The 25,002-nt window shown below is 43.3% G+C and carries 22 protein-coding genes; 13 read left to right on the top strand and 9 right to left on the bottom strand.

The window, feature by feature from the left end; all coding sequences use genetic code 11:
- The first annotated feature begins 61 nt into the window (after positions 1-61).
- The 4 genes from ggt (at position 62) to RG47T_RS16465 (ending at position 3,906) form a co-directional block, all read left to right on the top strand.
- Positions 62-1,759 carry a gamma-glutamyltransferase gene (gene ggt, locus RG47T_RS16480; protein ID WP_074490487.1) on the top strand — a complete coding sequence of 566 codons (1,698 nt, stop codon included), beginning with the start codon at positions 62-64 and terminating at the stop codon, positions 1,757-1,759.
- 51 nt (positions 1,760-1,810) lie between these two features.
- A complete protein-coding gene (locus RG47T_RS16475; protein ID WP_074490486.1) occupies positions 1,811-2,260 on the top strand; it encodes a MarR family winged helix-turn-helix transcriptional regulator in 450 nt (149 codons plus the stop codon).
- Between the two features lie 128 nt (positions 2,261-2,388).
- Complete coding sequence (locus RG47T_RS16470; RefSeq protein WP_171972546.1) at positions 2,389-2,934, top strand: FKBP-type peptidyl-prolyl cis-trans isomerase; 546 nt, start codon at positions 2,389-2,391, stop codon at positions 2,932-2,934.
- A gap of 3 nt (positions 2,935-2,937) precedes the next feature.
- Entirely contained in the window at positions 2,938-3,906 is a 969-nt protein-coding gene (locus RG47T_RS16465) for an FKBP-type peptidyl-prolyl cis-trans isomerase (RefSeq protein WP_083627437.1), read from the top strand.
- 4 nt (positions 3,907-3,910) lie between these two features.
- Here the strand turns inward: RG47T_RS16465 and RG47T_RS16460 are convergent, their stop codons facing one another.
- The 6 genes from RG47T_RS16460 to RG47T_RS16435 all read right to left on the bottom strand — a co-directional run bounded on the left by RG47T_RS16460 (position 3,911) and on the right by RG47T_RS16435 (position 10,006).
- The gene (locus RG47T_RS16460; protein ID WP_074490483.1) at positions 3,911-5,218 is read right to left on the bottom strand and encodes a cryptochrome/photolyase family protein; all 1,308 of its coding nucleotides are present in this window, start codon (positions 5,216-5,218) and stop codon (positions 3,911-3,913) included.
- Complete coding sequence (locus RG47T_RS16455) at positions 5,211-6,119, bottom strand: TIGR01777 family oxidoreductase (protein ID WP_074490482.1); 909 nt, start codon at positions 6,117-6,119, stop codon at positions 5,211-5,213. The genes RG47T_RS16460 and RG47T_RS16455 overlap by 8 nt, the downstream gene beginning before the upstream one ends.
- Before the next feature lie 19 nt (positions 6,120-6,138).
- Entirely contained in the window at positions 6,139-7,017 is an 879-nt protein-coding gene (locus tag RG47T_RS16450) for an NAD(P)H-binding protein (protein ID WP_074490481.1), read from the bottom strand.
- A gap of 245 nt (positions 7,018-7,262) precedes the next feature.
- Positions 7,263-8,582, bottom strand: a complete 1,320-nt coding sequence (locus tag RG47T_RS16445; protein ID WP_074490480.1) for an ABC1 kinase family protein — start codon at positions 8,580-8,582, stop codon at positions 7,263-7,265.
- Entirely contained in the window at positions 8,579-9,247 is a 669-nt protein-coding gene (locus RG47T_RS16440) for an HAD family hydrolase (RefSeq protein WP_074490479.1), read from the bottom strand. The genes RG47T_RS16445 and RG47T_RS16440 overlap by 4 nt, the downstream gene beginning before the upstream one ends.
- Before the next feature lie 105 nt (positions 9,248-9,352).
- Complete coding sequence (locus RG47T_RS16435) at positions 9,353-10,006, bottom strand: TetR family transcriptional regulator C-terminal domain-containing protein (RefSeq protein ID WP_074490478.1); 654 nt, start codon at positions 10,004-10,006, stop codon at positions 9,353-9,355.
- A gap of 127 nt (positions 10,007-10,133) precedes the next feature.
- Here RG47T_RS16435 and RG47T_RS26980 point away from each other — a divergent pair, with 127 nt between their 5' ends.
- From RG47T_RS26980 to lpxB, 9 genes are all read left to right on the top strand, one after another.
- Positions 10,134-10,280 (top strand): DUF2256 domain-containing protein, encoded by a 147-nt coding sequence (locus tag RG47T_RS26980; protein WP_216351066.1) that lies wholly within the window; start codon positions 10,134-10,136, stop codon positions 10,278-10,280.
- Positions 10,281-10,528: 248 nt separating this feature from the next.
- Complete coding sequence (locus tag RG47T_RS16425; RefSeq protein WP_074490477.1) at positions 10,529-11,821, top strand: DASH family cryptochrome; 1,293 nt, start codon at positions 10,529-10,531, stop codon at positions 11,819-11,821.
- A gap of 432 nt (positions 11,822-12,253) precedes the next feature.
- A complete protein-coding gene (locus tag RG47T_RS16420) occupies positions 12,254-13,789 on the top strand; it encodes a cryptochrome/photolyase family protein (protein ID WP_074490476.1) in 1,536 nt (511 codons plus the stop codon).
- 705 nt (positions 13,790-14,494) lie between these two features.
- Positions 14,495-17,305: a 2-oxoglutarate dehydrogenase E1 component gene (locus tag RG47T_RS16415; RefSeq protein ID WP_074490475.1), complete on the top strand. Its 2,811-nt coding sequence runs from the start codon at positions 14,495-14,497 to the stop codon at positions 17,303-17,305.
- Positions 17,306-17,412: 107 nt separating this feature from the next.
- Positions 17,413-18,999 (top strand): 2-oxoglutarate dehydrogenase complex dihydrolipoyllysine-residue succinyltransferase, encoded by a 1,587-nt coding sequence (gene odhB / locus RG47T_RS16410; protein WP_074490474.1) that lies wholly within the window; start codon positions 17,413-17,415, stop codon positions 18,997-18,999.
- A gap of 258 nt (positions 19,000-19,257) precedes the next feature.
- Entirely contained in the window at positions 19,258-20,028 is a 771-nt protein-coding gene (gene surE / locus RG47T_RS16405) for a 5'/3'-nucleotidase SurE (RefSeq protein WP_074490473.1), read from the top strand.
- 33 nt (positions 20,029-20,061) lie between these two features.
- On the top strand, positions 20,062-21,579 hold the full coding sequence (locus RG47T_RS16400) for a carboxylesterase/lipase family protein (RefSeq protein ID WP_074490472.1): 1,518 nt from the start codon (positions 20,062-20,064) through the stop codon (positions 21,577-21,579).
- Positions 21,580-21,612: 33 nt separating this feature from the next.
- Positions 21,613-21,870, top strand: a complete 258-nt coding sequence (locus RG47T_RS16395) for a hypothetical protein (protein WP_074490471.1) — start codon at positions 21,613-21,615, stop codon at positions 21,868-21,870.
- Between the two features lies 1 nt (position 21,871).
- Complete coding sequence (lpxB, locus tag RG47T_RS16390; protein WP_074490470.1) at positions 21,872-23,020, top strand: lipid-A-disaccharide synthase; 1,149 nt, start codon at positions 21,872-21,874, stop codon at positions 23,018-23,020.
- Between the two features lie 40 nt (positions 23,021-23,060).
- Here the strand turns inward: lpxB and RG47T_RS26130 are convergent, their stop codons facing one another.
- From RG47T_RS26130 to RG47T_RS16380, 3 genes are all read right to left on the bottom strand, one after another.
- The gene (locus tag RG47T_RS26130; RefSeq protein WP_171972545.1) at positions 23,061-23,225 is read right to left on the bottom strand and encodes a hypothetical protein; all 165 of its coding nucleotides are present in this window, start codon (positions 23,223-23,225) and stop codon (positions 23,061-23,063) included.
- Between the two features lie 34 nt (positions 23,226-23,259).
- Positions 23,260-23,442, bottom strand: a complete 183-nt coding sequence (locus tag RG47T_RS16385; protein WP_074490469.1) for a hypothetical protein — start codon at positions 23,440-23,442, stop codon at positions 23,260-23,262.
- A 192-nt stretch (positions 23,443-23,634) separates the two neighbouring features.
- On the bottom strand, positions 23,635-24,831 hold the full coding sequence (locus tag RG47T_RS16380) for an MFS transporter (protein WP_074490468.1): 1,197 nt from the start codon (positions 24,829-24,831) through the stop codon (positions 23,635-23,637).
- Positions 24,832-25,002: the final 171 nt, after the last annotated feature.

Here is a 25,002-nt window from a genome sequence, read left to right as displayed (position 1 = left end):
TTAACATACGCCTGTTATTCCCCAATAAAATCCTTAATTAGTAAAATCAATTCTGTGATATATGATCCTGCGGTTAAAAACTTCAACACGTTTATTATTTAGTGCATTACTATTAACAGCTGTAACAGGCTATGGGCAGCAAGCGGCACCATTATACCACAATGGTATGGTAGTTTGTGCATATCCGGATGCATCGCAGGTAGGTGTGGATATTTTAAAAAAAGGTGGTAATGCAGTTGATGCGGCTGTAGCCGTGCAATTTGCCCTTGCCGTAACCTTACCCGAAGCAGGGAATATTGGCGGAGGCGGTTTTATGGTATTTCGCCCGGCAAAAGGGCTGCCCAATACATTAGACTTTAGGGAGAAGGCCCCCGCTGCTGCCAACAAGAATATGTTTTTAGATGCCAATGGTAACGTGGTGCCCAACATGAGTATAGCCACCCATCAGGCCTCGGGCGTCCCTGGCTCGGTTGATGGCATGGTAGAGGCGCACAACAAATACGGCAAGCTAAAATGGGCCGAACTGGTGCAGCCCGCTATCAACCTGGCGCGTAGCGGTTTCAAAATTACCCCGCACCTGGCATCGGACCTGAACCGGAATGCCGAAAGTTTTAAACAACTGAACCCCGGTAAAACGTACTTTTTAAAAGATACCCCATGGGAGGCAGGCCAGTTACTGATCCAGGAAGACCTGGCTAAAACCCTGGAACAGATTCGCGATAAAGGCCGTGCCGGTTTTTATGAAGGTAAAGTAGCCGCACAGCTAACTGCCGAAATGAAAAGCGGTAACGGTATGATCACCGAGTCCGATCTTAAAAACTACCACTCGGTGTGGCGTAAGCCCATTATTGGGCGATATAAAGATTATAAGATCATTACCATGCCGCCGCCATCAAGCGGAGGGATAGCCTTGTTGCAGTTGCTGCACTCGGTAGAAAAATATCCGTTGCACCGTTGGGGTTATAACCAGGACTCTACCGTACAGGTAGTGGTTGAGGCCGAACGCCGGGTATATGCAGATCGTTCTAAATATTTAGGCGACCCGGACTTTTTCAAAGTGCCCGTTGATAGCTTGTTGAAACCCGAATACATTACATCGCGTATGCAAAACTTTAGCTGGGACAAGGCAACCCCAAGCAGCGATATTAAGCCCGGTACTTTTGCCGGTTACGAAAGCGACCAAACCACCCATTACTCTATCGTAGATAAAGAAGGTAATTCGGTATCCATCACCACCACATTAAACGGAGGCTTCGGCTCTAAAATAGTGGTAAAAGGAGCAGGCTTTTTGTTGAATAATGAGATGGACGATTTTAGCGCCAAGGTTGGTGTACCCAATATGTTTGGCTTAACAGGTGGCACGGCCAACAGCATACAGCCGGGCAAAAGGATGCTCTCATCTATGACGCCTACCATTATAGAGAAAGATGGCAAACTGGTTATGGTAGTAGGCACTCCTGGTGGATCGACCATCATTACTTCGGTTTTTCAAACGATATTAAATGTGATAGAGTTTAACCAGGATATGCAGCAGGCGGTGGCCTCTAAACGCTTTCACCACCAATGGTTGCCCGATGAAGTTTATATAGAAACCGCTGGTACTTTTACGGAAGCGGTAAAAGATAAATTGCAGCAAAAGGGCTATAAAGTAATTGTACACGGGCCAAGTGGCCGGGTTGATGCTATTTTGGTGACAAAAGGCAGCATGCTGCAAGGCGGTGCCGACCCGCGCGCTGATGATACTGCTGCAGGCTGGTAAGTAAAAAATTATAGTTGCTTAGTAGATAATATCAGCTTACATTTGATATGCATGCATAATAAGGCAAAAAACCACGAAACGATCGACTATTTGCTCAAGATCGTTTGGCAAACAATGGCCAATCGTTACAACCAAATTGTAGTTGATTTTGGTATTACCCAATCTATTGGCTATTTGTTGATTAATATTGATGAGGAAGAAGGCAGCACAGTTTCGCAGGTTGCTGCATTGGTTGGTGCCAAATCAACCAGCCTTTCGCGCATGCTGAGCCAGGTAGAAAAAATGGGTTTAATTTACCGCGAACTTAATAAAGGCGATAAGCGCTCTGTTAAAATATACCTCACAGATTTGGGTAAAGAAAAACGGCGTATGGCCCGTGGTGTGGTAAAGGAATTTAACAATTACCTTAACGACCATATTACCGAAAAAGAAAAAGACGGCTTAACTGATATCCTTAAAAAGTTAAACAAACTCACTGTTAACTATAAGCCTCAATCGTAAAAAATTAGCTTCATGTGGCTGCGCTATAATTTCTGTACAACTGTTTCCGTTAGTTGTAAATGTTAAAATATGTTAACCTGCCGTTTTTGAAATTTAAAACAATAAATTTGCCATTTGAAAAAAGCTGTATGAACAGGTGGTTGGGTATAATATTATGCCTGGTAATTTTTGCCGGCTGTAAGAAAACAGATGATGTAGCTGCCAGCGTAAAGGCCCAGTCGGCAATTGATGATGCCAGCCTGGTTGCTTATATAAAGGCAAACAATTTAACCGCTGTGCAGGTAGGGTCGCCTAAAACCGATACCATAGGTGTTTGGTATGTGATAGAAGACCCGGGTACAATACCGGCCTTATATACCAGTTCTACATCGGTAACGGTGTCGTATACTGCCAGTGTAATTAATGGTACCACATTGGGTGCCCCGTTTACCAGTACTACCGATAGTGGTTTTAATCCGTCGTACGTATTGGGGGCAACCATAAAGGGCTGGCAATTAGGGATAGAGGCTGCTAAAATTAATAAAGGTGGTAAAATACGATTGCTAATGTCGTCACGTTATGCATACGGCCCATACCCGCAAACGCAATATGGCCAGTATGACAACGGGAATTATAAATTACCGGCCAATGCTTTACTAGATTTTGAGATAACAATATTTGATGTAACTAATTAATAAATGAAACAAACGCTTACTACGCTTCTGCTACTTTGTACAATCGGGTTTATGTCTGCAGGATTAATTTCGTGCAAAAAAGACAGTAATAAAAACAGTACCATTAAAGAGTACGATCAGCAGCAGATTCAAAATTATATAACTGCCAACGGCCTTACCGGTATGAAACGCGACCTGAGCGGCGGCGATACAACCGGTATGTATTACCAGATATTAAGGCCCGGAAAAGGTAAAGTACTTGATTATTCTGACGCGGTATCTTTTGTATACACCATTAAAACACTCGACGGACAGTACACCGTTGTTGACACTGTTTTAAACCATGCTTATAACTACGTTGGCCACCTTGCCCCTAGTGGATTAATACTGGCCATAAAAAATATTTTAGTAAATGATGGTACACAAGCCAGAATATTAATTCCATCGCGCCTTGCTTATGGTGCTGCAGGTTCTGGTACGGGCAGTACTAGGTTACCGGGTAATGAAAGCCTCGACTATTATATTAATATGATAAATACTACAGTACTGGATGTGCCTAATAGTAACCTTCAGCCTATTTACGATGATATGGTTATACAGAACTATATGAAAACTAACGGGCTTACTGGTTATACAAAAACTGCATCTGGCTTATATTATAAGATTGCACAGGTGGGTACGGGTACTGTGCCGGTAACATCAAGTTCTGTTGTTGGCTTGCAATACACTGGTAAATTATTTAACGGAACCGTTTTTGATCAGTACAATGCTGTTGATACTACCGCAACTGCGGTAAACTATCAAAATATGATATTAGGTTGGCAAGAAGGTTTAAAACTGGTAACCAAAGGTGCAAAGTTATCGTTAATCATTCCATCGGCACTGGCTTTTGGCAAAACACCAGCTAGCAGCGGCTACTCGTTTTCTACACAAACACCGCCTGCAAACAGCTGCCTGGCTTATGATTTCAATATAGAATACGTAACTAACTAAAAAATTATCGCCCAAGGGCTTGCTTGTATGCCTTAAGGCAACGCGCACGCGCTTCGGTATTATCAACTATGGGTTCTGGATATTGGCTTGTGCCATACTCCGGAACCCATTTTTTTATGTACTCCATTTTAGGATCAAACTTTGTTAACTGCGAATCCGGGTTAAAGATCCTGAAATAAGGCATGGTATCTGTACCCGAGCCTGCCACCCATTGCCAGTTACCCACATTGGCCGATGCATCATAATCCAGCAATTTACGTGCAAAATAATGTTCGCCCCAGCGCCAGTCTATCAATAAATGTTTTACCAGCAGGCTGGCTACTACCATGCGTACGCGGTTGTGCATAAAACCGGTAGCATTTAACTCGCGCATACCGGCATCAACTAGTGGGTAGCCAGTTTTGCCATGGCACCAGGCTTCAAATTCTTTTTGGTTGTTACGCCACGCTATCCGGTCATATTCTGGCCGGTAAGCACTGTCAATGGTCTGCGGAAAGAAGTCAAGCGACATCATGTAAAACTCGCGCCATATCAATTCACTCAGCCAGGTACGTTCGGGGTATTGGGTAGCTTCGGTTACCAACTGCCTGATGCTTACGGTGCCAAAGCGCAAATGCAGGGCAACGTGCGATGTCCCTTTAATAGCAGGAAAGTCGCGCTTTTTAGCGTAATCTTCAATTACACTTTTATATTCAATAGGCGGAAACACTGCCTCACTTTCTATAAAGCCCATTTGCTGTAAAGTAATATCCTTTAGTGGTTGGGTTTTATAAAAGTTGGTAAAGTATTTCTCGGTAGGGTAAGCTTTAAGATGAAAAGATGTGAGGTTATTTAACCACCGTTTTTTGTAGGGCGTAAAAACGGTATAAGGTGTTTTGTCATCCTTTACCACTTCCTGGCCCTCTAAAATTACCTGGTCTTTAAAGGTTTTAAACTCAATTTGATGCTGCGCTAAAAAGCTACCCAGTTCTGCATCCCGTTTTTTGGCGTAGGGCTCATAGTCATGGTTGGTGTAAACTGCAGCCACATCATAATCATTAATGATCTCTTTCCATGCATTTGCCGGTTTATCGTATTTTAGTAATAAGCTGCTGCCGTGGTTTTGCAATTCTTTATCAATTGCCTCAATCTGGTTGTAAATAAACGTTACCCGGGCATCATCTCTATCTTCCAGATGATCTAAAATTTCTTTATCGAAGATGAACAGGCATAATACCGTGTTGCCGCTTTTAAGAGCCCGGTACAGGCCTGCATTATCATGCAACCGCAAATCGCGGCGAAACCAAAAGATGGTCAGTGGTTTTTTATCCATATATATTTTTAAGAGCGTCGGCTAGTTTGGGATATTTAAATGTAAAGTTAGTGCTTTCAATCTTTTCGGCCGATACTTTTGTGCTGCCCAATACAACTAAACTTAATTTCCCAAGCATTACGCGCAGCAAAAATGAAGGCACATTTGGCAACCAGTAAGGCCTGCGCAATTGTTTGGCAACAGCTTTGGTTAGTTGTTTGTTGGTAACAGGGTATGGGGCTACCATGTTATATACGGATTGTATGGTTGTGTTTTCAATAGCATGCAGGTACATGTCAACCGCATCTTCAATGTGTATCCAGGGTATCCATTGCTTGCCTGTACCCAATGCGGTACCCATGCCCAGTTTTATAGGGAGTGCCAGTTGCGGTAAAGCACCGCCTTTTTTACTTAGTACAACGCCGGTGCGTAATTTCACAATTCGCAGGTTCAGGTCTTTACCCTGGTCTACGGCTTGCTCCCATACTACGCAGCAATAACCCAGAAAATCTTTGGCTGGTTGGCTTTCTTCGGTCAGCAATTCATCGCCCCGATTACTGTAGTAACCCGTTGCAGATGCCGAAATAATATGTTTAACCAGGTTTGGTTTACGCCTCATGAGGTCATAAATTAATCCGATAGATTTTGTGCGGCTATCTATTAGTTCTCTTTTCCGCTTTTTAGTCCAGCGTTTGTCTGCAATACCTGCGCCGGCCAAATGGATAATAGTATCAACCCCAGTGAGGCAGTTCTCATCTATCTGGCCGCGATCCACATTCCATTGATAGGTTTTAATGCGGCTGTCGTGCCCTTTGCCACGGCTCAGGTGGCTAACTGTGTATCCTTTAGTAAGTAATAGTTCCGTTAAACCTTTACCAATTAAACCGCTGCCCCCGGTAATTAAAATGTGTTGGTTATGCATACCAAAGTACCCGCTAATATCATGCCTGTTGTAAGGCTTCTTTAAAAGTAAGTCGTTTCATGGGCACAATATCCAATATCGCATCATCGCGCGATATCAAATCGTACTTCAAATTTTCTACCAGCGTTTTGGCATGCGAATAACTGATAGGCGTTAAAAAGTTAAGCCAGTAAGAAGACAGTGCAGCCGATACCTGCGGTACAGTAACAATTTTGGTAACGGTATTACGGCAAATTTCGCCGTAGATCATCAGCATTTGCCTAAAGCTAATTACATCCGGCCCGCTGATATGGAACTCGCTGTTGTACGAAGCCTCATTAAGCAGGCAGCCTGTTAAGTAATTAATTACATCACAAACGGCAATGGGCTGCTCTTGTGCCTTGGCCCAGTTTGTAGCAATTATAACAGGCATTTTGCGGGTAAGCCCATCCAGCAGTTCGGTAGCAATGCTGCCCGAGCCTACCATCATAGTGGTTTTCAATATCGTAATAGCTGGGTCGGCCTTGGCCAAAATATCTTCTACATGCTGGCGCGAGAGGCCAACAGTGGTTAAATGATCGTCGATATCGCTCAGCGAAATAATTTGCTTACAATAAGTTTTGTCGATGGCGTCAACAAAGTTTTGAGCCACAATAGCCTCTAAACCGGCAAAGCCCGATGTTTGTACCATGGCATTAACCAGGTAATAAGCCACATCAATATCTGTTGGCAGGGGCTCCATACTATGGCTGCGCAGCAAATCACCAGTGATAATAGTTACCCTATCGGCATAAGCACTTTGTTTGGCAAATAAATTTTTGTCGCGTACAAGGCATACCACTTCATGACCTTTCTCCAGCAATGCCGGGATCAATAAAGTACCTATGTAACCATTCGCTCCGGTAAGCAGCACTTTCATATCTGTAATTGCAACAATAAAAAGAGCAGGGGGTTTTTACAATAGATGTTTAAAAGTTTTTAGGCCTGATTTTTTAGGCGTTTATGAAAGGGGGGGCGACTGGGAACAGATTAGTATCGGTCTAAAATACTTCGTCATCCTATGTTTGCATAGGATGACGAAGGGGGATATAAAATACTGAACCTCGACAGCTATGAGGTTGTAATCCCGATAGCTTTTAAGCCTATCAATAATAAGGTTGGATTTTATGCTCCAACCAAATGCGGCTTAAAAGTATCTGTCCTTACCTCAGCCTTTAACTCGTGCAAAATATTGTACAAGCCAAAATTGGTACGGTTTACATAAATAAAGTGTTTTACCCCACGAGCCTGTTTAAACTCAGGCATTTTGGCTATTTGCTCGCCAAAACTGTACAGGTCATCAAAAAAGGCAGTTTCGCCAAAATTAAAGGTAGTACCCAGATAAGGTTTGGCAAAAAGGCCGATCATTTGCTTATACTGAGTATAGTAAAACTCTATTTGCTGCGGCGAATCTTTCGGTAAAATCATTTCCAGTTCACGGAAAGCTTTGATGGTTTCGGCCTTGTCATCTAACAAATTGGTTGACGTAAGCGAGAAGAAAGGATAATAAAAATCTTCGGGCATCTCTTTAATACAGCCAAAATCAATACAGCCCAGTTTGCCTTCGGGGGTTATCATAAAGTTACCCGGGTGCGGGTCGGCGTGTACGGCACGCAGTTCGTGCTGCTGGAAGTTGTAGAAGTCCCACAATGCCTGGCCTATCTGGTTACGTAATTCCTGTGAAGGATTAGTAGCCATAAATTCCTTTAAATGTTGCCCATCAATCCAACTCATGGTAATAATACGTTTGCTGGATAGTGCAGGGAAATATTCGGGGAATACCACATTGTTCAGATTGGCGCATGCGGTAGAAAACTCGATAGAACGGCGTACTTCCAGCTCGTAATCAGTTTCTTCGAGCAGGCGTTCTTCCACCTCGCGCATGTAAACATCCAGTTCTTTTTCGCTCATGCCCAGCAGGCGGAAAGCAAAAGGCTTTACCAGCTTAAGGTCGGATGAAATGGAGTCGCCCACGCCGGGGTACTGGATTTTTACAGCCAGCTTACGGCCATCCAGTTCGGCCTCGTGAACCTGGCCTATTGAAGCAGCATTGGTAGACCGCAGGTTAAACTTATCGTAGATTTGCTCGGGCGATTTACCAAAATACTTTTTAAAAGTCTGCACAATCAGCGGGCCCGACAGTGGAGGGGCGTTATATTGCGATTGAGAAAATTTGTCCACATACGCTGTAGGCAGCAGGTTTTTATCCATGCTCAGCATTTGGGCTACTTTCAGCGCGCTGCCTTTCAGTTCGCTTAATGAGGCGTAGATATCTGTAGCATTATCCTCATTCAACTGGCTCTTGTCCATATCGGGATTGAAGAGTTTTTTAGAATAATGCTTAATATAATTACCGCCAACCTGGAAGCCGGTTTTTACAAAGCGGGCAGATCGCTCCACTTTGGAGGTTGGCATGCTGTTTTGTTCTTTACTTTGGTCACTCATCTTTTATCGTCAAATAATGCAGCCAGTTTGTTAAGGTCGATGTCTGTATAATCGTTAATTAAAATATCAACGGGTTTCAGTTCACCGGGTTTGTGTGTAGTGGTAATGGCTACCACTTTCATGCCGGCGCTATTTGCTGCTTTAACGCCGGAGATCGAATCTTCAAAAACCACACAATCGGCAGGCTGCATGTTAAGTGCAGTGGCTGCCTTTAAAAATATTTCAGGGTCGGGCTTGCCACGGGTAAGCCCTGTATTATCAACTATAGCATCAAAATACTGGCGGATGTTTAAATGCCCGAACACATAATCAACATTGCCACGCGATGCCGATGTGGCTACCGCCATAATCACACCAGCGTCTTTCAGTTCAGCCAAAAAGTGCTCTAAACCGGTAATTGGTTTAATAAAAGGCGCGTACAGCTTTTTGTAAAGCTCATTCTTTTCCTCAAACATGGCTTTCAGTTCGTCATCGTTAAACTGGCCGTCGAGGATGTGGTGCAGCCCCATTAAGCCAGGTACACCGCTCAGCTGCTCATTAAATAATTGTTGCGAAAGCGCCGGTAAACCGTGTGTTTCAAATAATTGCTGATAAGCTTTGAAATGGTAAACGTTATTGTCAATTAGTGTTCCGTCCATATCAAATATGGCAGCAAATTTTCTCATAGAAAAGCCCCCTCTAAATCTCCCCCGGTTGGGGAGACTTTGGGATTTAAAAATTAATATTATGATTAAACATCAAGCCCTCTCTTCAGGGAGGGCTTGGAGGGGTTACACCCCCATTCGCTCTTTAAACTTACCATTCTTGGCCAAAAACTTGCCATATTCCAGCAGGTTATCAATCGGCGAGCGTTGAAACAGGTCGAAGGTTACGTTAACGCCTTTCTCAATAGCTTCGTCGGTTTTTTCGAACCCGGCCGAGTTATCGTTAATCCAGAAGTTAAGTACAAAGCCAAACTGCATCCAAAGTCCGTCTTTATATCTTTTAGACAGGAAGCGGCGGTCTGCCAGTTCGCCCGTTTCCAGGCCTTGCTTAATCACATCGTCTGCAAAATTCTCAACAATCACCTTTAGTGTATCTAAAACCCGTGGATGCGATAAGCTTTTAGGCTGCCTGTTAATGCTGTAAATGGCAAAACTGCGGCTGCCTTTCAATAATTCGAAAAAGCTGTAAAAGAAAGACAGGGCTTTTTCTCTCGATGAGTATTGTAGCCAGATCTCCTGGGTTTTAATTTCGGTAATGGTTTTTGTAGCAATTTCGGCCCAGATGTTTTGCTCTAATGCCTCAAACGAACCAAAGAAACGATAAAACTCTTCTTCAGTAATTTCATTGTGTTTCGCAAATACGTATACCGACTTAGGTTGCTCGCCCTGGGTAAGTACATAATCTATATAAGCGGATTGTATGCTCTCAATAGTGGCCATAATGCTGCTTGTTTATGCTTTAAAGTTACAGTAATATCTACAAGCAAATGTCATGCTTGTATTATAAATTCGGCAGATAATTATGTAATACATAAACAATATGCTTAATATTTACATTCATTAAACAATGCCAGCACCGAAAAGAATCCTGAAAGAAAACCTGCCGACTAAAATATGCGCGCATTGCAGCTTACCTTTTGCCTGGCGCAAAAAATGGGAAAAGAACTGGGATGATGTAAAATATTGTAGCGAAAGATGCAGAAGAAGTAAATGATTACAAAACGCGTTTGTTTGTATGGTGCCATTAGTATGCACTTGTTGATTTAAAAATGAACAGGCAAAATTTATGTTACGCTATATTTTATCTTTCAACAATATATTACCTTTATACAATAATCTGTAAGTGCGCCCATGTACCCCTGGGTGGATGAAATGTTGGGAAGATGTCAAAAATTGATTGAGTGTGTGCAAATGACACAAATAATTGCAATTTTTACAAATCCGCTAGGCTAAAGCTATAGAATGAGCAATAAGACAATATTGGTTTGGTTCAGAAATGATTTGCGTGTAAACGATAACGAGATATTGTTAGAAGCTACACGCAAAGCCGATAAAGTATTGCCTGTTTATATCTTCGATCCCTATTATTTTACAACAACCGAAGCTGGTGCGCCTAAAACAGGTAACATCCGCGCCCGGTTTTTAATAGAGTCTGTAGCCAACCTGCGCCAAAACCTGCAAGCCCTGGGCGGCGATCTGATTGTGCGCACAGGTAACCCTGCCGAATTAATCCCTCAACTGGCGCAAGAGTACCAGGTGAATGAAGTTTACCATCACCGTGAGGTGTCTTTTGAGGAAACTGCCATCTCTGAAGCCTTGGAAGCTGCACTTTGGAAGATCAAACTTAATCTTAAACATTTTATAGGCCATACCCTTTACCATAAAGAAGACCTGCCTTTCCCGATAAAGGATATCCCCGATAGCTTTGCCGTTTTTAAAAAGAAGGTAGAACGCGATAGCGATGTACGACCAAGTGTACAAGCGCCTGAGCGTATTGATTTGCCCGATAATGCAGAACCCGGAGAAATACCAACCCTGCAACAATTAGGCTTAGAAGAGCCGCTTGCCGATAGCCGTGCCCGCTTTACCTTTACAGGTGGCGAAACTGCGGGTAGCGAGCAGTTGCAACTCTACATTACGCATGCCCTGGCAGCAATGGGCTCGAAGCCTGCGCGCAATGGTATGCAAACTTATGTTTCAGGCATATCTCCATGGCTGGCGCTGGGTTGTTTATCGCCCAGGCAGGTGTATTGGAGTGTGATGCAGCATTTTCATCATAACAACAACCCACTGGTGCTCGAGTTGTTGTGGCGCGATTACTTTAGGTTTATGTTTAAGAAACACGGCAGTACCAAGTTTTTTAATGCCGAAGGTTTTAAAGCCGAAGCACCTGAAGTTGCCCCAAAACAAGACGAACTTTTTGAGAGTTGGAAAAACGGTACCACTGGTAACGCCGCCATCGATGCAGCCATGACCGAGCTTAACCATACTGGTTTTATCAATAACCAAACCCGCCAGGCCCTGGCCGCTTATCTTATCAAGGAATTAAAAGTAGACTGGACCCGCGGTGCGCTTTATTTTGAGAGTGTACTGATAGATTATTCGCCTGCCAGCAACTGGGGCAACTGGATTTTTGTAGCCGGTGTAGGTAACGACCCCCGCGAAAACAAATACTTTGATACGGCTAAATTAAATGCCGAAAGTAAGGATGATTACCTGGCATTGTGGTTATCGCATAGTAAAGACGTAGCATAATTAGGTATCCCTTGATATAACCTGATATAACCGCCCGTCATCCTGAACTTGTTTCAGGATCCTACAGGACAGGTAATAAACATTGCATTTTATATACCAGGCATATGGAATCTTGAAGCAAGTGATCATCGTGACGGCAGTTAGATTAGATGACACTATTCTGATGCCTTAACTGTAACTTTTTCTGTGCAAAAGCGTTCTATATCATATAAATAAATACGTAATTTCGTATTGTTAATAAACCAAAAATGAACTCCTTCGAAGAATTTACCGTAATTATAGGCATCGCCGCCATTGCGTTCGAAGGCTTTGATTATTTCAAAGACTTCGTTAAGAAGCTATTTCATAAAGCCCACCAATAACCGTTTAAGCTTTTTTCCTGAACTTTTAAGGCATGTCTAAACTAACCATGCGTATAAGCGTTGTAGCCATATGACAAAAACACTCCGGCTTATTCTTGGCGATCAGTTAAACAGCAAGCATAGCTGGTTTGCTAAAAATGACCTCGAAGTATATTATGTGCTGATGGAAGTAATGCAGGAACAGCAATACGTAATGCATCATGTACAAAAAATACTGGCCTTTTTTGCAGCCATGCGCAATTTTGCGCATCAGCTTACTAAAGCTGGTCACCGGGTTATTTATATAAAGTTGGATGATACAGATAATCTGCAAAACTTCGATACAAACCTGCAACAGCTTATTTCTAGGCATAAGATCAACCGTTTTGAATATCAATTGCCCGACGAATACCGGCTTGACGAACAACTTAAAGCCTTTTGCCAAACACTCTCCATTGACAGCGGTGTAGCCGATACCGAACATTTTTTAACCACCCGTTACGAAGTGCGCGATTTTTTTGGCGACCGTAAAAGTTATCTGATGGAGACCTTTTACCGGAACATGCGCACCCGTTTAGGGATCCTGATGCAAGGCAAAGACCCACTGGGTAATAAGTGGAACTTTGATCATGATAACCGCAAGAAATACGATTACAAAGTACCATTGCAGGAGCCTATCCGGTTTGATCATAACGTGTTGGCGTTAAAAGCAATGATCGATAAAATGGGAGTGAAGTATTTTGGTAAGGTAGATGCTGAGGAATTCGGTTGGCCACTATCGCGCACGGAAGCGTTGCAATCGCTCAGCTATTTTTGCGAAAACCTGCTACCGCATTTTGGTACTTATGAGGATGCCATGCTTAACGAGCATATCAGCTTGTTTCACTCGCGCTTGTCGTTCGCCCAAAATGTTAAAATGATCTCGCCGGTCGAAATTACTACGGCAGTACTTGCCCAATGGGATAAAAATAAAGAAGCCATTACACTTGCACAGGTAGAGGGCTTTGTGAGGCAGGTAATTGGCTGGCGCGAATTTATGCGCGGAGTTTATTGGGCTAAGATGCCAGCATATGAAACGCTGAATTTCTTTAACCATCAAAGCAAACTGCCCAAATGGTTTTGGGATGGTAACACGAAGATGAATTGCCTCGGCAAGTGTATAGGCCAGTCGCTCGATAGCGCCTGGGCGCACCACATCCAGCGGCTGATGGTGATCGGTAACTTTGCGCTACTTTCGGGTTCTAATCCCGATGAGGTAGATCAATGGTATTTGGGTGTATACATTGATGCCCTGCAATGGGTAGAAATTACCAATACCCGCGGCATGAGCCAATTTGCAGATGGCGGCATTATTGCATCCAAGCCCTACGTATCCTCGGCTGCGTACATCAACAAAATGAGCGACTACTGCAAAAATTGCCACTACGACTACAAAAAGAAATACGGCGACCGTGCCTGCCCGTTCAATAGCCTCTATTGGAACTTCTTTGACCGCAATGCCGAAGCGTTAGAACGTAACCCACGCATTGGTATGATGTATAAAATTATGCGCAAGTTTCCGGCTGAAGAGTTGAGAAAGATTAATGAGCAGGCCGAGGTTTATTTGGGAATGGTTGATGACTTGTAGTGGGGGAGTTCATTACATAATTTTGCGTTATTCAGAACGAAGCAATCGCCAACTTATACAGACAGTGCTTTGATTAATGTGGTTGCTACTAATTAAAGGGAGTAATTTAATTATCGTCAGTCTGCTCATTGCAGGGGCTACCTACTTTTGGCTTGATCCAAAAGTAGGCAAACGATCAAGACAGAAAAATGCTTCGCCACACAAGGCCTACGCATGGCCCGCGTTTCTGTCAGGCCACCGCTCATAATTTGAGATCTACTGCGCTGATGATCCCCAAATAACCTAACAATTGTGGCATCTTAATTTTCGGGCAGCACAATACTCGCTTCAGCACATCCATTAATAGAAAATTGAGCAGCCACGAGTTTTTCTTTGGTGACTTTCTTTTTGCGGAAAAAAGAAAGTTACATCCACTGACGATGCCTAAACCACCCCGCCCATCCTAATGAAAAACGGATTTCTGCTGTATGAAAGTCAGTGCGAATTGGTCTGAGATTGCTTCGTACCTCGCAAAGACGTGCTAGGTTTGCGGGAGCTATGTAACGTTAAAAAAGCGCAGCGGCTATGAACCATTAACTACTAACTATGAACCTCTATCAAAAACTTACTAATTGGTTCATATATTACCTGAATATGAATTTATTTTAAACGGAAATACGAGGTAATTGTCTTAGTTTTGCACTGTTTTACAGATTGATTTCTAAGATGGATCGTTTCACATATCTAAATAACGAAAACACAGCCTATATTGACTCCTTATATGAAGCCTACCAGCAGGACCCTGCCTCGGTAGATTACGGTTGGCAAAAGTTTTTTGAAGGGTTTGACTTTGGTAAAGGTTCGGAAGGTGCGCATGCTGTTGCAGGTAGTGCCGAGACTCCGCCCAACCATGTGTTAAAAGAAATAAACGTTTTAAATATGATAAACGGGTACCGCTCACGCGGGCACTTGTTTACCCATACCAACCCGGTGCGCGAGCGTCGCCAATACTTTCCGGGTAAAGAGCTGGAAACCTTTGGCTTAAGCGATGCCGATCTGGACACTGTATTTAATGCAGGTGTTGAGATTGGTTTAGGCAAAGCTACCTTGCGCGATATCCGCCAGTTATTGGAGGATACCTATTGCCAAACAATAGGTGCCGAGTATAAATACATCCGCAACCCGATAAAAACCAAGTGGTTTGAGGACAGGATGGAGAAAACCCGCAACCAGCCTTCGTTTTCGGCAGATGAGAAAAAACGCATCCTGAACAAGCTGAACCAGGCTGTAGTTTTCGAAAACTTCCTGGGTACAAAGTTCCTTGGTCAGAAACGTTTCTCGCTGGAAGGTGCAGAGGCATTGATCCCGGCGCTTGATTCGGTGATTGAAAAAGGTTCTAAACTGGGTATCGAAGAGTTTACCATTGGTATGGCTCACCGTGGCCGTTTAAACGTATTGGCTAACATTATGGGCAAATCATACAAAGAGATCTTCTCTGAGTTTGAAGGTAAAAACTATGATGTTAATACCGTTTACGGTGGCGATGTTAAATATCACTTAGGTTTCTCTACCGATGTAGAAACATCAAACGGTAAAAGCGTTCACTTAAGCTTATGCCCAAATCCTTCTCACCTGGAAACTGTTGACCCGGTTGTTGAAGGCCAAACCCGCTCTAAAATAGACTTTAAATATAACGGCGATTATAACCGTATTGCACCCATATTAATACACGGTGATGCTTCTGTAGCAGGCCAGGGTATTATTTATGAAGTGCTGCAAATGGAAAAACTGGAAGGTTACCGCACTGGTGGTACCGTTCACCTTGTTATTAACAACCAGATCGGTTTTACCACCAACTATAAAGACGCCCGTTCTAGCACCTACTGTACAGATATTGCTAAAACCGTATTATCTCCTGTTTTCCACGTAAATGGTGACGATGCCGAGGCATTAGCTTATACCATTAACCTGGCCATGGAGTATCGCCAAACATTTAACGAAGATGTTTTTATTGATATCTTATGTTATAGAAGATACGGCCATAACGAAAGTGACGAGCCTAAATTTACCCAGCCGGTATTGTATAAGGCTATAGAGGCACACGCTAATCCACGCGAAATTTACCTGCAAAAATTACTGGCGCAGGGCGATATATCTGCTGATGCGGCTAAGGAAATGGAAAAAACTTTCCGCGACCTGCTACAGCAACAACTAAACGAAAGTAAATCTGAAGACCGTTTTACCGAAAGCAAACCAATGTTTGCCGGTGCATGGGATGGTTTACACATCGGTTCTGAAAAAGAAGTGGCTGCACCTACAACTACCTCGGTATCTACCGAAGAGTTAAAAGCAATTGGTGATAAGTTAACAGAGTTACCTGCTAACAAGCCGCTGTTTAAAAAGATAGAAAAACTGTTTGAAGACCGCCGCAAGATGGTTAATGAAACCCACATGTTCGATTGGGCAATGGGTGAGTTAATGGCTTATGGTTCGTTATTAAAAGAAGGGCACCCCGTACGCTTAAGCGGTGAGGATGTTAAACGTGGTACTTTCTCGCACCGCCACGCAGTAATTACACTGCCTGATACGGATGAGGAATATACACCGATGGATCACCTGGGTGCCGAAGCAAAATTCAGCATCTATAATTCATTACTTTCTGAGTATGGCGTTTTGGGTTTTGAGTATGGTTACGCTTTGGCTAACCCGCATGCCCTAACCATTTGGGAAGCACAATTTGGCGACTTTGTTAACGGTGCCCAAATTATTGTTGACCAGTATATAACCAGTGCCGAAACTAAATGGCAACGGGGTAACGGTTTGGTAATGTTATTGCCTCACGGTTACGAAGGCCAGGGCCCCGAGCATTCATCGGCACGTATAGAGCGCTTTATGGAGCTTTGTGCCGATAACAATATCCAGGTAGCCAATTGTACTACGCCTGCAAACTTTTTCCACGTATTACGCCGCCAACTACATCGCGATTTCCGCAAGCCGCTGGTTGTGTTTACACCGAAAAGCTTACTGCGCCACCCGGCTTGTGTGTCTCCATTGGCAGACTTTACCGACGGCCAGTTTCAGGAAATGATCGACGATACCTTTGTTGATGCCAAAAAAGTAAAACGCGTGTTGTTTTGCTCTGGTAAAATCTATTACGATTTGTTAGAGAAACAACAAACCGATAACCGTAAAGATGTCGCTGTTGTACGTGTAGAGCAGTTGTATCCTACGCCTAAAGACCAGATGGAGAAGCTTAAAGCTAAATACAGCAAAGCCGACGAATTTATCTGGGTACAGGAAGAACCCGAAAATATGGGCGCATGGCCATATATGTTGCGCAAGTTCCGCAAGAGCGAGCTGCAATTGGATGTAATTTCACGTAAAGAAAGTGCAAGTACAGCTACCGGTTATGCTAAACAGCACAATTCGCAGCAATTGTACATTATCGGCAAGGCATTTGAGTCGCCTGCTGTTGGCGCTGTGAAAGACACAGTAAAAGATACCACAAAAAAAATGGCTGAAACCAGCGCGGATTAAGTTCGGTTGTCAGTTGTCGGTTGTCAGTTGTCAGGATTAGTACCGACAACCGACAACTGACAACCGACAACTCATAACCGATAACAGACAACTATTATATATAAAGTATGAGTTTAGAAATAAAAGTTCCGCCGGTAGGCGAATCAATTACCGAAGTTACCTTGTCGCGCTGGATTAAAAAAGATGGCGACGCTGTGGAGATGGATGAAGTGATCGCTGAGCTAGAGTCAGACAAAGCAACGTTTGAACTAACTGCCGAACAAGCAGGGACTTTAAAAACAATTGCGAACGAAGGCGATGTTTTAGCCATCGGCGCTCCTGTGGCAAGTATTGAAGGTGGTGGTGGTGCTGCTGCACCCGCGCCTGCTCCGGTTGCAGAAAGTGCACCCGCTGCGGCTCCTGTTGCCGAAGCTCCTGCTACTGCCCCGGCAGCGCCAGCAGCAGCTACGGGTTCAATAGAAATAAAAGTTCCGCCGGTGGGCGAGTCTATTACTGAGGTTACCTTATCGCGCTGGATTAAAAAAGACGGTGATGAAGTAGCCATGGACGAAGCCATTGCCGAACTTGAATCTGACAAAGCAACATTTGAATTAACTGCCGAAAGCGCTGGTGTCTTAAAAACCATTGCTAAAGAAGGCGATACACTAGAGATTGGTGCTGTAGTTTGCAGCATCACAACCGGTGGCGCTTCTGCACCTGCAGCGGCTCCGCAAGCAACTGCGCCTGCTGCACAACCGGTTCAGGCTAATGCAGCTCCGGCTGGCCCTGCATCTTATGCAGCCGGCACGCCATCGCCTGCGGCAGCAAAAATACTGGCAGAAAAAGGTGTCGACCCACAATCTGTAACAGGTAATGGCGTTGGTGGCCGTATTACTAAAGAAGATGCTGTAAATGCACAAGCAGGGGCTAAACCTGCCGCTGCACCTGTGCCAGCTTCAACCCCGGCTCCTGTGGCTTCAAAAGCTCCTGCAGCTGCACCTGCTGTAACGGGCGCACGTAACGAGCGTCGCGAAAAAATGACCTCCTTGCGTAAAACCATTGCTAAGCGTTTGGTTGCCGTTAAAAATGAAACTGCCATGTTAACCACCTTTAACGAGGTTGATATGGCTCCAATTATGGAGTTACGCGGTAAATACAAAGATAAATTTAAAGAGAAACATGGTGTAGGCTTAGGCTTTATGTCGTTTTTCACCAAGGCAGTTTGCGAGGCATTAAAAGAATGGCCTGCGGTAGGCGCCCGTATAGAAGGTGATGAAATCGTTTACAGCGATTTTGTTGACGTATCAATCGCGGTATCAGCACCACGTGGCCTGGTTGTTCCGGTTATCCGCAACGCAGATAAAATGGGCCTTGCCGATATTGAGAAAGCAGTTGTTGCACTGGCTGGTAAAGCCCGCGAAAACAAACTGACTATTGAAGAAATGACAGGCGGCTCATTTACCATCACCAACGGTGGTGTGTTTGGGTCGATGTTATCTACCCCGATCATCAATTCGCCGCAATCGGCTATACTGGGTATGCACAATATTATTGAGCGCCCGGTAGCAGTTAACGGCCAGGTGGTAATTCGCCCGATGATGTATCTGGCATTATCTTACGATCACCGTGTAATTGACGGCCGCGAGTCTGTTAGCTTCCTGGTAAGGGTAAAACAATTACTGGAAGATCCTGCAAGGTTATTATTAGGCGTTTAATACGCATCCAAATAAAGCAAAGCCTTTCAGATTTTCTGGAAGGCTTTGTTGTTTAATGCTTGCGGGGCTAAAAGAGCAAGGATAAAAGATAGATTGAAAGAGTAAGGATAAAAGAAAAAAGAACACACCCCTATGAAAGGAACTGCATTTTGTAGGGGTCTGTGCGTCCCTTCTCGAGAGGGGAATTGTAGTTCAGTACATATAGTACAAACGTTAACAGGGGTGTGTCACTAAGCAAGATTATAATACATATATAACATGAAAAAAAATAAGCCAACTATACTCATCGTAAACGACGATGGCATTACTGCACCTGGTATCAAGGCCTTAATGGAAACCATGGCCGAAATTGGCCGCGTAGTGGTTGTAGCACCGGATAGTCCGCAATCTGGGATGGGGCATGCCATTACTATTGGCAAGCCGTTACGTTTAGATAAAGTTGAACTGTATGACGGCTTTGAAACCTACAGTTGCTCCGGTACCCCGGTCGACTGTGTAAAGCTGGCCGTTAACCTCATTTTCAAAGGGCAAAAACCAGATCTATGCGTATCGGGTATTAACCATGGTTTGAATAATTCGATCAATGTGCTTTACTCGGGCACTATGTCGGCAGCTGTTGAGGGGGCTATAGAAGGCATCCCTTCTATTGGCTATTCGCTGGATGATTTTACTTTGCAGGCCAATTTTAGCCATGCCCTTAAATATGTAAAGGAAATTGCCTTGCAGGTATTAGCTAATGGCTTGCCCACGGCTACTTTATTAAATGTGAACTTCCCAAATACGGCTGATCTGAAAGGAATTAAGATCTGCCGCCAGGCGCGTGCCAAGTGGGCCGAAGAGTTTGACGAAAGGCTTGATCCGCATAAACGGCCTTATTACTGGCTGACCGGTGTTTTTCAGCTGGATGACCAGGGCGAAGATACCGACGTTTGGGCATTAGATCATGGTTATGTATCGATAGTACCAGTACAGTTTGATATGACGGCACACCATGCTATTGCGGTTTTAAACGGATGGAAATTTAATTGATTTTTATATTTGTTGCTCATTCTTCTATAACCTATGAAAACCCCATCTAAATATTTTACCCTGGCAACCCGGTTGTTTTTTCTACTGCTGACGTGCGCCGTTTCAGCGTTTGCGCAGGATAATGTTGTGAAAACAAATAAAGGCTACATTAAAGGAGAAAAGGAAAATCAAGCCATCGTATTTAAAGGCGTGCCTTACGCGCAGCCACCGGTTGGTGTTTTACGTTTTAAAGCTCCAGAGCCGCACGAAAAATGGAAAGATACTTTATCATGCACCAATTTCGGTAATATAGCTTCTCAATATGATGATGGTAAGAAGGTAGCTAAAGGTGCCGAAGATTGTCTGTTGCTTAATATATACACACCAGCTACCAATGCTAATGTTAAAATGCCGGTTGTAGTTTGGGTACATGGAGGTTCTTTAACTTCGGGATCGGGCATGGGTAAAAACGGTCATGCCTTTGCAGATAGGGATAGTGTTGTAGCTGTTACCATTAATTACCGTTTAGGTGTGTTTGGTTTTATGTATTTAGGCGATGTAGATAAGTCATTAAAAACCTCGGGCAACAATGGTTTGCTTGATTTAGAGATGGCTTTGCAGTGGATCAAGGAAAATATTGAATCTTTTGGTGGCGATCCTTCAAGGGTAACCGTAATGGGCGAATCGGCAGGGGCGAAGCTGAGCAGCACTTTGCTGTTATCGCCAAAGGCCAAAGGCTTATTTAGTCAGTTGGTTTTAGAGAGTGGCGGTGTGCAATGCGTTCGCGATACTGTAACAGCCAAAGCAATCCGCCAAAGGGTTATGAACGAACTCCATATAAGCAAGGCCAAGGATTTACTAACCATACCAACTAATCAGTTGATAGAAGCGCAAGGCAAGGTTTGTAACGGGGCTATGGGGACAAACTATTTCGGCCCGGTTAGTGATGGCGTAATTATTTCTGGTGACCCTTACGAATGGATTGTCAAACAAAAAAATAAAGGCATCAAACTTTTAATAGGCACCAATAAGCGAGAAAGTATTGCATTTATGAATGCCGATAAACGTTTATACCAACCCGATTCTGTGTCCCTGCATGATTGGTTTGGCGACAATTATAAATATTCCTTAGCCAGTTATCAATCAGAATCCAAAAGAATAGGGCCGGATTCGGCAGCTGTGAGTGTACTTACCCAATATATGTATCAGATGCACTCCTATCGTTTGGCCGATGCTTTAGCCAAAGCCGGTAACGAGTTATGGATGTACCGTTTTGACTATAGTAAAGACGGGAAGGGCGCTACCCACGGCGAAGAGCTGCCTTATGTTTGGTATCTGCCAAGCGAACATCATTCAGATACCTTTAATATCCCATTGGCTGTGCAAATGCATACGGCATGGGTTAACTTCATTAAAGGGAACAAGCCTGGAAAAATTAATTATGCCGATTGGCCACCTTATCAGGGTATTTTTCGGTCGGTTATGATATTTAATAATGTATCAGGGCCCGCCGTGTTGAAAGAGGTGTTTAATGATGCTAATCATCCATCGGGCAGTCTGGTGCTCAATTAGCAAATCAATATAAATTGTACATTTGGCCTAATCATGCTAAAAAAGAATAATATCTATTTGGGGATAGCTTTAGGGCTGGTGTTTCCTGCTATATCCTGGTTGCTGTTTGGGTACCTTTATAAAGGTGTTGTGTTTATGCACAAACCTGCAATTCCATATTTGGTAGCGATAGCTTTGAATTTGGCCGTTATGAAGTTTATAGGCCAGCAGCAAAATAAAACAGCGCAAGGTATTATGCTATCTACCTTTTTGTTCATGATCGTGATATTTTTACTGGTACTAAAATTCTGATATGAAGTATTACCTGGTTGCTGGTGAAGCCTCGGGCGATTTGCACGGAGCTAACCTGATGAAGGAACTTAAAAAGCTCGATCAGCAGGCTGAGTTTCGTTACTACGGCGGCGACCTGATGCAGGCCGAAGGCGGCGACTTAGTGAAACATTATGCCGATATGGCTTTTATGGGTTTTGTAGAAGTGGTGGCTAATCTGCGTACCATCTTAAAAAATATGGCTGCCTGTAAAAAGGACATCAAGGCGTATCAGCCCGAAGTATTGATTTTGATCGACTTTCCCGGCTTTAATCTTAAAATAGCCGAATTTGCCAAAAAGCAAGGGTTCCCGGTTTACTATTATATCTCGCCCAAAGTTTGGGCCTGGAACCAGAAACGTGTACTGAAAATTAAACGGGTGGTTGATCACCTGTTCTGTATCCTCCCTTTCGAAGTAGAATTTTATAAAGGCTGGGGGATGGATGTAGATTATGTGGGAAACCCATTATTGGATGCCATATCTGCCTTTAAACCCAACAATAATTTTATAGAAGAGCACCAGCTTGGTAATAAAAAAATAGTTGCCCTATTGCCGGGCAGCCGCAAGCAAGAAATTAACTTTTTATTGCCCGATATGCTGGCGGCCGCCAAGCAATTCCCCGATTATCAGTTTGTTATTGCCGGTGCGCCATCATTTAATGCGGAGTACTATGATCAGTACCTTGCCGGTGAAACTATCCCTATTGTATTTAATGCTACCTACGATCTGCTTAGTAATGCCGAAGCTGCAATTGTAGCCTCGGGTACTGCAACGTTGGAGACGGCGTTATTCCATGTGCCACAGGCAGTGGTGTATAAAGGCGGGGCTGTAACTATTGCTATTGCACGGGCGCTGATCAAGATCAGGTTTATATCATTGGTAAATTTAATTGTAGACCGCCAGATTGTTAAAGAACTGATACAGCAGGATTGTAACCCGCAAACTATAGGGGCTGAGTTAGAACTGATACTGAACGATACAAGCTATCGCCGGCAAATGCTAGATGATTACGCTAAACTCGATGAGCGGATGGGAGAGCCGGGGGCTTCGGCCAAAACTGCCGGGCTGATTGTAAAGTATGCACAAAAAAATAGAGACCTGGCAGCTGCCAAATCTCTATCGTTTTCATAGGTGTTGATGTATATTTTATAGGTAGATGATGTGCGGTGTATTAAGCTGCAGACAAGTTTTTGCCTTGCACGCTCTGAGCTATTTTTTCTATCAGCTCATTTTTAGTACGTTTTACAGCTATCAAATCTGCTTGTAAAATGGCTCTTAATTCGTTATCGAAACGGTTAACTAATTTGGTAACGGTTGCTATTTTTTCGATTTTCATAACTGTAATTTTTTCAGGTTAAAATATTTATTAACTAATTCTTTTTTACTTTATCAATGTGACCTTTTTTGGTCAGGTTATTTTTTCTGCGTTTAGCCTCTGTGTATTGCCTTGCCACTTGTTCTTTGTCGCGCTCGTCAGAAGGCTTCTCAGGATTCATGGGGTTTTCCCATTCCTGTTTTACATTTTCCTGATTGTCGGTTTTAATAACTATCATGTCATTGTATTTGATAAGAGTTATTCCAATACAATGCCAAAAAAGTATACTGGGTTGCAAAAGTACGTAGCCTGAAATTGGTTTTGGTTCAGAAATGTCTGATTAGTGTCATAGAGGCTCATTTGTTTTTGAAAAAAATATCAAAAAAAATTAAATTAGAGTTTTAAAAATACTAATTGGGTTATACAGAAACTATTTAACCTGCATCTTTTTGTGATTAGCCAGGTGTACAATTAGTACGATAACAGACAGTATTGTACCAATTGCGCACACGCCGTTCCATTGGTAGTGGCCCCAAAGCTGGCTGGCCAGAAATGTACCTGCCGAGCCGCCGACAAAATAGGACACCATGTAAACCGTATTAACCCTATTGCGTGCTTCTTCTGTTAATGAAAAAATGATAGCCTGGTTAGAGATGTGCGTAGCCTGTACACCCATATCCATAATAATAACCCCGATAACAAGGCCTATAATACTATGGCTGGAAAAGTAAAAGATGATAAATGATACAACCACCAGCAAAATAGTAAAGGTGGAAAGTTTGTAAGCATCAACCCTATCTGTTAAGCGCCCCATTAAGCCAACTGCCACAGCGCCAAATGCACCAACCAGCCCGAAGGCGCCGGCCACATCACTGCCTTTATTAAATTGTGGCAGCTTAAGCAAAAATATCAGGGTAGACCAAAATGCGCTGAATGCTGCAAAGCACAAGGCCCCACGGAAAGCAGCCAGGCGTAATTTAGGCTCGGCCATAAAGAGGTGGCCCAGGGATTTCATAAGGTCAGTGTATTTGCCAGTGTACGATGGCTCAATTTCGGGCAGTAACCAATAAATGAGTCCCCATAAAGCAACCATCATTATAGCTGCAACATAAAATATAGCCTGCCAGCCAAAGTGTGCGCCTACAAAACCACTGACGGTACGCGACAGTAAAATACCGATCAATAGGCCACTCATTACAAAACCAATTTTTTTTCCACGTTCTTTAGGGTGTGCCAGGTGGGCAGCCATGGGGATTAATAATTGCGGTATAATAGATGATAGGCCTACTAAGAAACTGGCTATATATAATAAAGGAAGTGAAGGGGCTAAGGCAACCCCTAAAAGTGAGATCACAACTAAGGCAAAATCAATCAGCATTAGTTTTTTGCGTTTAAACATATCGCCAAGCGGTACGATGAACAATAAGCCTGCTGCATACCCAATTTGCGTAAACATAGATACCTGGCCGGCTTTGCTGTTACTCACATGGAAGGTATCGGCAATATCGGTAAGTAAAGGCTGGTTGTAATAGATGTTTGCAACCACCAAACCGGTAGTAATTGTCATTACCCACAATGTTAACGGGCTCAGTTCGTTATTAGCTGCAGTTGGTGTATCATTATGCATTTGCAATAATAAAAATACTATTTGCCGAAATTTTATTTTTTGAAATTATAGGCGTAATTTTTATGTAATTTTTAGATGTATAAATAACATTTATTGAACATATAATAACGTTATTAAAGAAACGTTTGTATATTCGTAACGGTTGATCGAAATAAATAAAAATAATTTTTA

This window comes from Mucilaginibacter polytrichastri, from assembly GCF_001911425.1.
Lineage (GTDB): Bacteria > Bacteroidota > Bacteroidia > Sphingobacteriales > Sphingobacteriaceae > Mucilaginibacter > Mucilaginibacter polytrichastri.
The sequence above is the reverse complement of the archived record's forward strand: the minus strand, read 5'-3'. Positions and strand labels throughout refer to the sequence as shown.